Origin of the sequence: Rhizobium sp. R711 (assembly GCF_002211365.1) — a bacterium.
Classification (GTDB): Bacteria; Pseudomonadota; Alphaproteobacteria; order Rhizobiales; family Rhizobiaceae; genus Rhizobium.
In genome coordinates this window covers 72,132-84,586 of record NZ_LOKZ01000006.1, presented here as the reverse complement: position 1 = coordinate 84,586, position 12,455 = coordinate 72,132, and the positions used below count along the sequence as shown (strand labels likewise).

Here is a 12,455-nt window from a genome sequence, read left to right as displayed (position 1 = left end):
ACCCTGCATGGGATCGCTCGGCTATGTCTTAGTTAATAACCCCGCCTTGCCGCGGGCGGTACAATCACGCATCGGTCGGTATTAGCCCTTGGCAGGCCGCTTGGGAGTCACGTAATTCTGCCTTTGCGGAGCAATGACAGATAGCCGATCTATCCGACACGATTTATTTTGCGGGCGCCATCGGTGTCGTGTTCGAGGCGCTGTCCAGCTGGTGTCATGCACACAAGGTCGAACAGTCTCGATCCGTGCCGGGCGGCCTCGATGCTCTTTGAGCTTTTCCAGCATGGCTACGACACCAAGGACGGGCTCTTGGCGGCGATGGATCGCGCCGATGCTGCCCGGCAGGGCGAGCAGCTGTCGGCGACGCCTTGAGCTCCGCCCCTATGTGTCCTACCGAAGCGTCAGTGTCCGGCTGTCCTCGCGTCCGAAACCACGGACGTCGATGCGGTCGGCGCGGATCTCGACAATCGCGAATGTGTTCTCGGCCTCGGTATCGACCATGCCCTTGAAATTGAGGAAATGGCATCCCTCGATCGTGCCGAAATTGCCCGCGTGGTTGTGGCCGCTGAAATAAGCCGCGACGTGGTCGTGCGCCGTCAGCAGCGCGATCATGCGCTCGCGGTCCCAGCTGTCGTGCTCGTTAGGCGGATAGACCGGGTAGTGGTTCATGACGATGACGCCCTCGCCGGCAGCGCCAGCCTCCTTGATCTGGTCGGAAAGCCAGGCGAATTGTTCGTCGCTCGGCATGGCGTTCCAGTCCTGCGCGTTGATGGCGCCGGCAGCCCTCAGCTCGGCGAGCCGGCGAGCGGCGATTTCCCGATAGGGATGGCCCTCCGGTGGAGCGAAAGTGCTAACCTCGTTGCCATTGAGAACAATGAACCGCCAGCCCTGCCTGACGAAGCTGTAGCAGGGTGACGCCAGGCCGACACGGCCGGCGACATCGGCCAACCGGTCGCCTGCGACGGAATAATCGTGATTGCCGAGCAGGAAGAAGTTCTCGGGCTTCAGGCTGTCGTAGAGCGGCAGGACATCGTCGAAGCTGTCGAAATCGCGGTCGATGATATCGCCGAGCGTGATGACGAAGCTCAAATCCTCGCCGTTGAAGACCTCGATCGCCTCCGAAAGCTTTGCGAGGCTTTTGGCATAATGCGATCCATCACGGCATGCGGCTCTCGCGCCGCGTATTGCGGATCTGCGACGACGCCGAAGCGGAGAATGGGAGGATTGGAAAAGGATGTCATGGCAATGCTTTAGGCGCGCGGCATGACAAGCTTGTGACGTTCATCGAAACGAAAACACCCGGCGTTTCGAGGCGCCGGGTGCCGACATCTTGCTTTTGCGAACCGCTTACTTCGCAGCGGCTTCGAAGCGCTCCAGGACGTAGTCCCAGTTGATCAGGCTGTCGACGAAGGCTTCGAGGTACTTCGGCCGAGCGTTGCGGTAGTCGATGTAGTAGGAGTGTTCCCACACGTCGACGCCGAGGATCGGGGTTGCACCGTGCACGAGCGGGTTTTCGCCGTTCGGGGTCTTGGAGATTTCAAGCTTGCCGTTCTTGACGGAAACCCATGCCCAGCCGGAGCCGAACTGCGTCGTGCCGGCGGCGATGAAATCAGCCTTGAACTTGTCGTAGCCGCCGAGGTCGGAATTGATGGCAGCTTCGAGCTTGCTCGGCAGCTTGTTGCCGCCGCCGCCCTTCTTCATCCACTTCCAGAAGTGGACGTGGTTGTAGTGCTGGGCCGCATTGTTGAAGAGGCCGGCATTGGTGCCGAACGACTTCTTCACAACGTCTTCGAGGGAGAGATCAGAAAGACCTGCCTCTGCAGCGAGCTTGTTGCCGTTGTCGACGTAAGCCTTGTGGTGCTTGTCGTGATGGAATTCCAGGGTTTCCTTCGACATGAAGGGCTGAAGCGCCTCGTAGTCATAAGGAAGTTCGGGCAATTCGAAAGCCATTGTGGGTCTCCTCTTGGCAATAGTTTGCGTAATCGGCAGGTGAGGCGGAACATAGGAGCGCAAGCATGGTGAGGCAACCGGCGAATTATCAAAAAAGACGGGCCGAGAGGAAAATTTGCCTTCGCCAACACTTGGCTTTGGAGCCCTGAATCGCCGATCATGGGCGCGTTTCATAACAGAAGGAAGACGAGGGCTTTTCAGATGCAGAGGAATAAAATCCGCTTTTGCACACTTGCCATCGCAATGGCTGCGGCAGCAGGGGCTGCCCGCGCTTCCTCAGGCGATGCCTGGCAGGAGTTTGCTTCTCAGGTCGAAGGCAAGTGCAAGCAGGCGGCACGCGCCTCGATCGAGTTTCCGCATGCCGTCGTCGACCCGTTTGGCAGCGAGCACTACGGCATAGCCTTGGTGACCGGCAAGCCGAAGGGCGGGAATGGCTTCGTCAGCTACTTCTGCGTCTACGACAAGCAGACGAAAAGCGTCGAGCTGGGTAGCGAACTTCAGACCGATGAGATGCGGATTCTGCCCGAGGAATAAGGTCACCAGCTGCCTGTTGCACAAACATCACAGATGCGCCCGTCAAACCTGTTGATTGTCATGCTGCATATTTTGACACCGACACATAGCCGTTTCTAGATGTAAGCGCAGCATGCGTTTACCGACTTACGGTAATTTTCGATCGGTCGTTTAATTAGCTGAAATCCATATTTCGCCGCCGTTTTTGGCAAGTACTTTTGGGGCACAAGTCATGGTCATTAGCTTTTTTCGTCGCGCAGAAGACGGCGGCAAGTCGCTGTCGACAACAGGATACCGACCCGTGTCAATAACCGATCAGCGCCCAGCAGCCGACGAGGCGCTGCGTTACGCCATTCCTGATGTAAACGCCTTCGCGGCCTTCGGCTCTGCGCTGGAGGAAAACCAGCGGACGTCGGAAGACCTGTTGTCGAGCCTCACATCGCTGCAGGAGCGCGTTTCCTCGCTGCTCGGGACCCACAGCCAGTCGTTGAACGAGACCAGGCGCGCTGCGCGCCGAATGCGCGCGCATCAGCTCGCTTCTCGATTACGAAAGCAACGCGCGCCAGAAAGCCGATCAGGACAATCTTCGCCTGATCACCGAAAACAAGGATTTTCGTGCCGACAACACGCAGCTTCGCTCCGAGATCGAAGCCTTCCGCGACGAGCTGACGAAACTGCAGGGCGTGCATCAGGTCACCCGCGAAGAATTCACGATCATCGAGAACCGGTTGCTTGACGCCGAACGCGAACTGACGGATCGCGCCATCCAGTTCGATGAAGCCTCGACGCTTCTGAAGCGTGCACAGACCGAGCTTGACCAGCGCAGCCGCGAACTTTCGGCCACGCGTGAGAAGCTCGACAACGAGACGACGGCGCATCAGCTGCTAATGGAAACCTCGCGCCGCGAGAACGGCATCCAGACGCGCGAGATGGCCCGCCTCAACGAGGAACGCAGCCATCTGAAGTCCAGCCTCATCGAGCAGGAAGCCCAAGTGCGCAATCTGCAGATGGCTGTTGCCAACCTGAAGCAGGACCTCTCCCTCTTCGAGGAACGCCACAAGAGGCTGGAAGTCGAGCATGAGACCCTGCAGGCCTCCTCGGCGCTCGAAATAGCCCACCTGACGACGAAGCATGAGGCGATCGGCTCCAAGGCCGAACTCGTGGAGAAGCTGCTCATCACGGCAAATGGCCGCAACAAGATGACGGACGAGGAACTGCAGGCGGCTCGCGCCGATCTCAAGCGTGTCAAATCGGAACTCGCCACCTCCCTCTCCCGCTCCGAGCGGCTTGCCGAGGAACTGCAGCGCGCCCGCACGACCGGCGCCGAGAGCGAGGCAGCGCGCCGCGAACTCGCGACACAGGCCAACGAGCTGACGCTGAAGCTGCGCGAAGCCGAAAGCCTACGCGTGCGCCGCGACCGGGATGCCGATGCGCTGCGTCGCGACGTCGATACGCGCATGGATTCGGATCGCTACGAAATCGGCCAATTGCGCACCAGCCTGGAGATCGCCAAGTCGGAGATCCGGCAACTGCGCGCCGAGCGTGCCATCCTGACCGGCCAGCTCGAAGTCGCGCGCAGCGACCGGACAGGCGGCATGACTCCAATTGCCCCCCGCGATGAGGGCGACGAGGTCCGCATGCCGGCAGCAAGCTTCACGCCGATGATCGACATCTCCGAGAAGTCGCTGCGTGGGCCATCGGCCGACAGCACGCCCGCCGAATGAGGTTTGACGGCGCCAGGCTCCGGCCTCGTGCCAAACCTTGCTTTTGCCTGTATTGTATTGGCTTCTTAAGGGGCTAAGGCCGATCGCGTGAACAAAGACTTACGCGATCTGCCTTAGGTCTTTGTTGTTATGCACGGCATGGCCTTGAAACGACTATGCGCTTTCGGAGGGCATGCCTTGGGCCGGAGAGGACGATGGCGCTCGGCATATCGCATCGCTTGCAGGATGGCATCGAATCCGTAGAGACCATGACCCGTTTCGCGTTCGCGGTCCTGGCGCTTGCCTCCGGCGTCTACACCTATCTCGGCGTGCGTAGCATCCTCGACGGATCGGCGACCGCCGTGTTCTTCGCAGCACTCATCTATTCCAGTGCCGTTTCGGTGGCGATCTACGCCTTCTGGACCTATATGGCTCGCTTCTATCCGCATGTGACCGGTACAGGCGGCCGGGCCGCCATGCTCGGCGTCATGGCGCTCGGTTGCGCGATGATCATCGCCATGTCGAGCTGGCTGAACGCGGCCGCCCTGGCCGGCTCGGCGGCGCTTGAACAGCATCTGGCAGAAACACTGGAAGGCTACACCGCCGATCTTGACCAGGCGCATCAGAACGCGCTCGCCGCGCAGAGCCTGCTTCCCGACATCCAGCGCACACAGGAGCGGTTCCAGCGGCTTGCCGACCAGGAGCGCGAGACCGGCGCGCTGACCGGAACAACCGGGACCGGCAGCGTCGTCCAGCTTCTGTCGCAGATGGCCTCGCAACTGACCGAGCTGGAAAACGGCATCAACGCCTCGCGCGAGCGCGTGACGACCCTCTTCGACGAGGGCCGAAAGCACCTTGAGACGATGCGGACGCTGGTTTCAGCGCCGGGCGCGATCAACCCGCGCGCCGACCAGTTCGCCGCCGAAGTCGTCGGGCTTTCCGGCGTCATCACCTCGCTGGAACAGACCTCGATCGCGCCATCGGTCAAACGCGCCGCGGAAGACCTGTCGCTCGGCTTCATTGCGCCGGTCGCGGACGGACGCGAGGCAGATCTTGTCAACCGGCAGGATCAGGTCATGGAGACGATCCGATCCTCCGTCGCGGCGCAGTCCAAGGTGTTGTCACAGGCAGCCGACCAGATTCTCGAGCGCGAGCCGGTGGCCGAGCGGCGTTTCGTGCCGCTGTCTTCGGCCGAAGCCGTGCTGCGCTACGCAGGTGATTTCATTCCCAGCTGGGCCGGCGCCATCTCGATCGATATCCTGCCCGCGGTACTGATCTTCATGCTGGCGATCGTCCATTCGACGCTGCGTCGGCAAGAACAACGCCTTCCCTTCGCCGAACGGATCACTGCAGCCGAGCTCCTGCAGGCGCTGGAGGTGCAGCGTGAAGTCCGGCGGCACGGCGTCGACATCGAAGCTGCCATGGATGCCGCAGAGCGGAGCGAAGCGACGGAGCAATCGAACATTGCGAGCTTCGATCTTTCCGGCAAGGGGCCGCGCAAGGGGCCGCCGGCATGAAACTGGAAACAGCGGGGCAGAAGCTGAAGGACTACGTGCTCTCCGCCGATGACGGCACGCTGATGCGGCATGTCTTCCATGCTCTGCTGACGTTGGCCGCAATCTTCGTGATCATCGATTGGCATGAAATCGGCGCCGCCAGTTCCGACATTCCAGCCTTCGATCCGATGATGCCGGATGCCATGCCGATGCTTCCGCCGGCTCTCACGCAGGGCAAGCCCCAAAAGGCACCTGCCGAGATCACCACAGACCCCGAGGTCTTGAGAAAGCCGATCCGCTTCGAACTGCAGGCAGGCGGTGTGCTCCTTGCGCAAGGCACGATCGAACCGGGTGCGGCCGCACGCTTTGATGCCGAAATCAAAGCCCGTGGCGAGTACGTTAAAACAGTCTCGCTCGACTCGCCGGGCGGATCGATTGGCGATGCGCTCGCCATCTCCACGGTTATCCGCGAACGCAAGATTGCAACCACCGTCGCCAGCGGCGCCCTTTGCGTCTCCTCCTGTCCGATCATCATGGCCGGTGGTGTCGCGCGCACGGCGGACAAGGATGCCGTTATCGGCGTGCATCAGGTTTTCAACGGCACCGGTGAGAAGCTTTCGCCTGAACTTGCCATGTCGGAAGCCCAACGCACCACTGCCGATGTGACCCGCCACTTCGACGAAATGGGAATCAAGCCCGGGCTCTGGATTCACGCCATGGAGACGCCGCCCGACAGGCTCTACTATCTCTCGCCCGATGAACTGAAGGAATTCGCACTCGTTGCGCCGGCTGTTGCGGCGGCCAAGAAGGCAAAATAGGGGGTCCTTTAAGCGGATCTTCCATTGATGGTGCTTGCTGTTGCTCTCGCCTTTCTTGGGAGCAAGTCATTTCATGGCATGGGTGCGAGTGGTACGCCCATGCCCAACGCGTCGTGGCCGAGCCATCTGGCGGGCTGTTCTATTGGTCCGGCTCCGGCAAGGATCGGGGACGCATTGCCCGCTCCAACTGGAAACGGCAGAATGACCGACATGGGCCGAGACCGGATATTTCAATCGCATTGTCGGATTGACAAAAACTGGTTCGTCCTAGGGGCACTCTCAAGTGTTCTGTCCATTGGAGGATCATCATGCCGAACACGATACGTCTTCACCGCGTCCTGGCCGCCAGTCCCGAGAAAGTTTATCGAGCATTCGTAGAGGCGGATGCGCTGGCCAAATGGCTTCCCCCGAATGGGTTTGTCTGCACGGTGCATCATTTGGAGCCAACGGTCGGCGGAACACACAAGATGTCCTTCCGGAATTTCACGACCGGTGGAAGCCATTCCTTTGGCGGCAGCTATCTCGAATTGGTGCCAGGCGAGAAGCTTCGTTACACGGACAAGTTCGACGACCCCAACCTGCTTGGCGAAATGGAGGTCACCGTGACATTGAAGAAAGTCTCGGTCGGAACCGAACTCGATGTCGTCCAGGCGGGCGTCCCGGACGAGATCCCCCCAGAGGCCTGCTATCTCGGTTGGCAGGAATCGCTCCGTAATCTGGCAAAACTCGTCGAGCCGGAAATCAACGAATAGATCTCAGAACCTGCGCCGTTTAGAGAACGGCCGCTCGATCGTTCATGAGAGCAAAGGCAAAGACCCGTCTGACGAGGTGGCATCGCGCGAACGCGCCCGCCGAGCTCCTCGTTACCTCCGGGGCGGAGCGACCGAAGGGCCTGACAGCTCGCCCAGGACATCGATCTCGATCTCCACGCAGACCGTCTCATATTCCGCGATCAGACGGTCGCCGCCATCGAGGTTCTGGCGAAACCTCTCCAGCGCCGAGCATGCCGCATCGTAAGCTTCGAGAATTCCGTCGAGCGGAGACCCTTCCTCCAAATGTTGAAGCTGCTTACGAACGGCGGGAAGCTTCAGCATCAGCCTGGCTCGTCCACGCTGCGTTGCCTCTTGGCTCCCGTCTCTCTCGATGCGATCGCGCCCCATCGAGCGCCCCCTCCTCAACACATGCCGAGAATTATGACAGGACCGCCCTCGGCGCCTCGATTGTCCTCTCGACCGACGGCAGTCCATTTCAGGGTGCATTGATAAATATGCTTGTCGCTATGTTTTTGAGCCTCTATCGTTTGAGTATCCCGTTGTAAATTCTACTTAATCAGAATCGTGGTGTTCCGATGAGCAGTGCAGAGACGGACAGAATCGGCCTGGTCGAACCGGCGCCAGATGACGTGCAGGAACAACTTACGCGTATTCTGCGGAGCCAGGAGTTCCGGTTGCCCGCGCGGGCACGCCAGTTTCTGCAGTTCGTTGTCGAAGAGACCCTCGAAGGGCGGCGTGATTACCTGAAGGCTTTCACTATCGCCCAAACGGTATTCGGGCGGGATGCGAATTTTGACGCCCAGAATGATCCATGTGTCAGGATCGAAGCCGGGCGGTTGCGAAGAGAGCTTGAGCGGTACTATCTGGTGGCCGGGGCCGATGATCCGGTCATCATCACGATCCCGAAGGGCGGGTATGTGCCGGTATTTCGGCGGAACTCGGAGACCAGCCCCGCGGGTGTCGCCGACGAGGTGTCGAGCGTTTCGGAACATGCCGAGGTGGGTTCGGCGCAGATCGATGCTCCTCCCGGACGAATGAAGCCGCCCTTGATGAAGCGTTGGCATTGGCTCGCTGCGGGAGGCACGGCGATTGCCCTCCTCGCCGCGATGGTGGGAATGCATCAAGGGATGAAGGCGCCGGAACAGAAAGAGACATTGGCGAGTGCGGAGAATCGCCTCGCACTCGTCGTGGAAAGTTTCGATACAGTCTCGGGTGGGCCGCTTGCATCGAGTGTCTCCCAGGGCATCACCGATGAGATTATCGACAAGCTTGTCCCCTTCAAGGACATTGTCGTCCTCACCGACGATCAAGCCCGTCAAGCCGGGGACATTCAAAACGAGCCATTGTATTCGCTCCAGGGGAGCGTCCGGCTGGAAGGCGACAAGCTTCGATCTTCCGCGCGCTTGGTCCGGCGGGCGGATGGAGCGGTGATTTGGGCGAACAACTATGACGCTGATTTGCGCGCACAGAGCGTCCTTGAAACAGAAGCAGCTCTTGCCGATGACATTGCGACCGCTGTCGCCCGCCCTTTCGGTGTCATTTTCCAGACGGACGCCGCCAACGTCGCCGGAAGCTGGGACACATATTCCTGCACCCTTTCGTACTACAGCTACCGAAACGAGATGACCCGGCTGGCACACGATGTTGCGAAGACCTGCCTGCAGCAAGCAATCGAGAAGAAAGAGACCGATTCCTCCCTTGCTGCCCTTCTTTCGCTCACTCTTCTCGACGAATTCCGGTTTCCTTTCCAACTCAATACCAAGCCGACGCCGGCGACGCTCAAGACCGCAAAAGACCTGGCCGAACGAGCAGTACAGCTCGACCCACAGAACGCTCGTGCCCTTCAGGCGCTGATGCTTGCCAACTTTTTCGGCAATGATATTGCCGGAGCCTTGAGAGCCGGTGAGGCAGCCTATGCCATCAACCCGAACGACACCGAGGTCGCTGGCGAATACGGCCTGCGTCTCTCCATGTCCGGAAAATGGGACACAGGATGCGAACTGATATCAACGGCGGTCAGAAAAAATGCCGGGCCAGGAGGTTATTACGAGGTCGGGATGGCGCTCTGTGCCTTTATGAGAGGCGATGCTCGGGCAGCCGAACTCTGGTCGCGGATGTCGGACCTCAACTACAATCCGATGCACAGGCTCGTCTTGCTGTCCATTCTCGGAGCATTGGGGAAGCACGAGCAGGCCAAGGAACAACTTGATTGGCTGACCACCAACAGCCCAGCCTTGATCCCGAATGTCCGGCAAGAGGTCGTCAAGCGTTTGGCGAGCCCCAAGGACCAGGAGCGGTTCTTCGCAGGATTGCGCTCTGGCGGGATGATCGTCGAGGACGAGCAGGCCGTTAACTGACACAGCAAGAAAAAGGGCCGCAGCTGGGCTGCGGCCAAGGCACTGCCACCAATCAGGCAAGTGTAGGTTAGGCTCGAAACCTGGCGCAGCCTATCACGACTTTGGGCGAAACTCCGTGCCCAGGGCCGTCAGTATGGCCACCATCCCAAATGTATCAACAGCGACAGAACACCCTGCGCGATGGCGATACCGACTAACGCCACAACCGCCGAGCTGCGCAGGAGTTTCCACCACCTGTTCTTCGCCACGATTTCCCTGGTTGAAGCGTTACGCATTGCGAAACCGCCTCCTTGGATAGCACGTTCCCCCTCAGGACTTCTTCGTGAATACTCCGAGGTTTATAAGCTGGACACGGCGGTTGTTCGAGGCATTTGCATCGGTTCCTTCGATCGGCAGATGTTCGCCGACGCCGACTGCGTAAAGACGCTGCGGGTCGACGGCGAATGTCGTCGAAAGCGCTTCCTTGATCGCCGCGGCCCGCTGCTCACTCAATTCCAGATTATGCTTTTCGTCGCCCGTGGCGCTGGAATGCCCGATGACCAGGAACTTGTAGTCCCACAAGTTCGGATGATGAAGGGCGTCGGCGAGCAGCCCGAGCGTCCGATAGGACTTCGGCTGGATGGCGACGGAGTCGTTCTCGAAGTTGATCTCCAACACCATCTGCGGAAGCTTTGCGATGCGCTTCCAGTTCGGCAGCGCCGACATTGGCTTGTCTCCGCCGCTGATTGCCTCCTGCCGCAGGATTTCCACGTCGATTGCGGGTGCGGCCGCAGTCAGCTTCCCCAATCCTTTAACGATTCGCTCTTGCGATACTTCCTGCGCGAACGCCAAGCCAGGGAGGAGAATACCGGCAGCCAGCGCAACTACGGTTTTTGAAAGCATTCTTGTCATCGGCTTATCTCCATCCCGCGTCGGTGATCACCTGATTGCATTCCTCGCTGACCCGTTTCTCCTTCTTGACGAGGCAGGCGAGAACGAAGCCGTCGCCCTTGATGCCCGAGCAGCTCTTGGACATGTCCCTCTGGCAGACCTGCTCGTAAGACGCTTGGGCGTGTTCGCGCTGCCCGATTGACTGGAAGACGGCGGACAACGAACTCTTGCAGGTGGGCGAAACCTTTGCGGCGTTCTGCTGCAGGCAGTCGGCAATACGTCCGCCTCCGAGGTTGAGACCTTTGCAAAGCTTTTGGATATCGGCCCCACAGTCATCGGCGAGCTTCGTCACCGCGTCTGCGTAGTTTAAGGTCTGGGCACTAACTTCTCCAGTATGAACAAGGGAAGCGACCAGAACAGCCGCCACCAGCAAATTGCGCTTCAGCATATCGCCCTCTTTCAGTCTCGGGGTGAGATCGAACACGTGAAGCTTGCATGATGCGTCGCGTTTGGGCACGTATATTACGGTAAAACACACCCCCGATACTCGGACGGTTTTTATCGCGCCGCCTTCTTGTGTGGGTGCCTGTCGGCCACCAATCGGCTAGCGAGTGCGGATCGCCACGTTCGGGAGACGCGCTCTAAACGTTGCGACCGAAATAGACGTCTACCGAGGTGATCCGATCGCCCATGAAGCGCAGGACTTCCATGTTGCGGAACGCTCCGCCGTCATGTTTTTCAGCCCTGTACCGAACGACGGCCTCGTCATTGACGATCTCGAGATACTCGATCTCCATGGCGCGAAACGGCGGCGGTTCGGGCCAGCAGCGGTTGAAATACTCGATGCGATCGATGTGATCGTCGCGCGGGCTGGAGAAGCGGAAATCCTCCGAGAGCATCGCGCCCGCATCATCCTTGCGTCCGTCAATGTAGGCTTCATAGAGGTTGCGAACGATCCGTTCGCGTCGTCCGTCATCATTGGCCATTGCACCGGTCCTTCCCGTTCATTCCGATTGCAATTTGCAATCAGTTTATAACGGGTGGAGCTGTTTTGCACAACTTCGGCTTGGAAATCCGGTGGCAATCGGCCAAGATCGTGTGATTACAGTCCCAGGCCATCCCCATGTCGGAAGCGCAAACCATATTGCAACGGCTGAGCAAGCTCGCCGCCAAGGACAATCGGCCGTCGGCTCTGCCGGCGGGAGGCGCACGCGCGTCGGCTCTGTTTTCCTTCGTGACCCGCGAGCGTGAACGGATTGCCGGCTGCGCTTTCCCACGCACCTCGATTGTGGTGATCGTAGAGGGGTCGAAGGAACTGGTCACCATGGGCCGGCAGATGCAGTTTGTCGCGGGCACGGTGCTGGTGTTGCCCGCAGGCTGGCGCGGCGACGTCGTCAACGATCCCGATCCAAAGAGCGGCGTCTATCGCGCCATCTTCATCGACTTCCAGGACGAACTGGTCAACCGGGCAAGGCGCTCGCTTCCGCCGCAGCGAGCCAGCGCACGGCTTCACGTCGCCCTTGATCCGGTGCTGGTGGCTGCGATCCACCACGCCGGCGAAGGCATTGTGGCTGGCACTCTGCCGGCAGCGCTGATCGAGCACCGCTTGATGGAAGTGCTGATGGTTCTCGGCATGCGCGGCGCCCTGCCCGAGGACACGACAACGCTCAGTGATGCGGTGCGCGCCTTGATCCGCTGGCAGCCGAACAAACCCTGGACCGCAGATCAGATTGCCGCTGAACTCGGCACCAGCAACGCAACGTTGCGGCGACATCTCGCTGGCGAATCCACGTCGCTGCGCGCCCTGCTGACAGAGGTGCGTGTCGACCTCGCTTCCACGTTGCTGTCGCAGGATGGTCTTTCGCTTCGCGACGCCGCGCTTGCGGCGGGCTACCGATCGCCGCGACGCCTTGCCGAGCGGATGCGTGCCGAGCCGAAGGGCAATTCACCCGCCGACATTTGAGCGTTTCCGGCT

The 12,455-nt window shown here is 60.0% G+C and carries 13 protein-coding genes and 1 pseudogene; 7 read left to right on the top strand and 7 right to left on the bottom strand.

The window, feature by feature from the left end; translation table 11 throughout:
* Positions 1 to 390: 390 nt before the first annotated feature.
* Together ATY80_RS10095 and ATY80_RS10090 are read right to left on the bottom strand one after the other, a co-directional pair.
* A pseudogene (locus tag ATY80_RS10095) lies at positions 391 to 1,241 on the bottom strand (metallophosphoesterase).
* Between the two features lie 106 nt (positions 1,242 to 1,347).
* Entirely contained in the window at positions 1,348 to 1,950 is a 603-nt protein-coding gene (locus ATY80_RS10090) for a superoxide dismutase (protein WP_088692301.1), read from the bottom strand.
* Between the two features lie 201 nt (positions 1,951 to 2,151).
* Here ATY80_RS10090 and ATY80_RS10085 point away from each other — a divergent pair, with 201 nt between their 5' ends.
* Positions 2,152 to 2,484 carry a hypothetical protein gene (locus tag ATY80_RS10085; RefSeq protein ID WP_189637121.1) on the top strand — a complete coding sequence of 111 codons (333 nt, stop codon included), beginning with the start codon at positions 2,152 to 2,154 and terminating at the stop codon, positions 2,482 to 2,484.
* Between the two features lie 413 nt (positions 2,485 to 2,897).
* Here ATY80_RS10085 and ATY80_RS29525 read toward each other — a convergent pair whose 3' ends face one another.
* On the bottom strand, positions 2,898 to 3,152 hold the full coding sequence (locus tag ATY80_RS29525; protein ID WP_245306792.1) for a hypothetical protein: 255 nt from the start codon (positions 3,150 to 3,152) through the stop codon (positions 2,898 to 2,900).
* On the opposite strand from ATY80_RS29525, the gene ATY80_RS10080 reads away from it, so the two are divergent.
* From ATY80_RS10080 to ATY80_RS10065, 4 genes are all read left to right on the top strand, one after another.
* Complete coding sequence (locus ATY80_RS10080) at positions 3,147 to 4,187, top strand: hypothetical protein (RefSeq protein ID WP_245306791.1); 1,041 nt, start codon at positions 3,147 to 3,149, stop codon at positions 4,185 to 4,187. The two genes, ATY80_RS29525 and ATY80_RS10080, sit on opposite strands and share 6 nt — an antisense overlap.
* A gap of 194 nt (positions 4,188 to 4,381) precedes the next feature.
* Positions 4,382 to 5,683, top strand: coding sequence for a hypothetical protein (locus ATY80_RS10075; protein ID WP_141105547.1), 1,302 nt, complete (start codon positions 4,382 to 4,384; stop codon positions 5,681 to 5,683).
* A complete protein-coding gene (locus ATY80_RS10070; RefSeq protein ID WP_088692300.1) occupies positions 5,680 to 6,480 on the top strand; it encodes an ATP-dependent Clp protease proteolytic subunit in 801 nt (266 codons plus the stop codon). Before ATY80_RS10075 ends, ATY80_RS10070 begins: the two co-directional genes overlap by 4 nt.
* A 308-nt stretch (positions 6,481 to 6,788) precedes the next feature.
* Complete coding sequence (locus ATY80_RS10065) at positions 6,789 to 7,232, top strand: SRPBCC family protein (RefSeq protein WP_088692299.1); 444 nt, start codon at positions 6,789 to 6,791, stop codon at positions 7,230 to 7,232.
* A 111-nt stretch (positions 7,233 to 7,343) separates the two neighbouring features.
* On the opposite strand, the gene ATY80_RS10060 is transcribed toward ATY80_RS10065, so the two are convergent.
* Positions 7,344 to 7,574, bottom strand: a complete 231-nt coding sequence (locus ATY80_RS10060) for a hypothetical protein (RefSeq protein ID WP_245306790.1) — start codon at positions 7,572 to 7,574, stop codon at positions 7,344 to 7,346.
* Between the two features lie 254 nt (positions 7,575 to 7,828).
* Between ATY80_RS10060 and ATY80_RS10055 the strand changes: the two genes are divergently transcribed.
* Complete coding sequence (locus tag ATY80_RS10055; RefSeq protein ID WP_088692297.1) at positions 7,829 to 9,610, top strand: hypothetical protein; 1,782 nt, start codon at positions 7,829 to 7,831, stop codon at positions 9,608 to 9,610.
* Between the two features lie 309 nt (positions 9,611 to 9,919).
* Here ATY80_RS10055 and ATY80_RS10050 read toward each other — a convergent pair whose 3' ends face one another.
* The 3 genes from ATY80_RS10050 to ATY80_RS10040 form a co-directional block, all read right to left on the bottom strand.
* On the bottom strand, positions 9,920 to 10,501 hold the full coding sequence (locus ATY80_RS10050) for an OmpA family protein (protein WP_088692296.1): 582 nt from the start codon (positions 10,499 to 10,501) through the stop codon (positions 9,920 to 9,922).
* 4 nt (positions 10,502 to 10,505) lie between these two features.
* Positions 10,506 to 10,928, bottom strand: coding sequence for a hypothetical protein (locus tag ATY80_RS10045; RefSeq protein ID WP_088692295.1), 423 nt, complete (start codon positions 10,926 to 10,928; stop codon positions 10,506 to 10,508).
* Between the two features lie 193 nt (positions 10,929 to 11,121).
* Entirely contained in the window at positions 11,122 to 11,466 is a 345-nt protein-coding gene (locus ATY80_RS10040) for a nuclear transport factor 2 family protein (RefSeq protein WP_088692294.1), read from the bottom strand.
* 137 nt (positions 11,467 to 11,603) lie between these two features.
* On the opposite strand from ATY80_RS10040, the gene ATY80_RS10035 reads away from it, so the two are divergent.
* Positions 11,604 to 12,443: an AraC family transcriptional regulator gene (locus tag ATY80_RS10035; RefSeq protein WP_088692293.1), complete on the top strand. Its 840-nt coding sequence runs from the start codon at positions 11,604 to 11,606 to the stop codon at positions 12,441 to 12,443.
* Positions 12,444 to 12,455 lie beyond the last annotated feature (12 nt).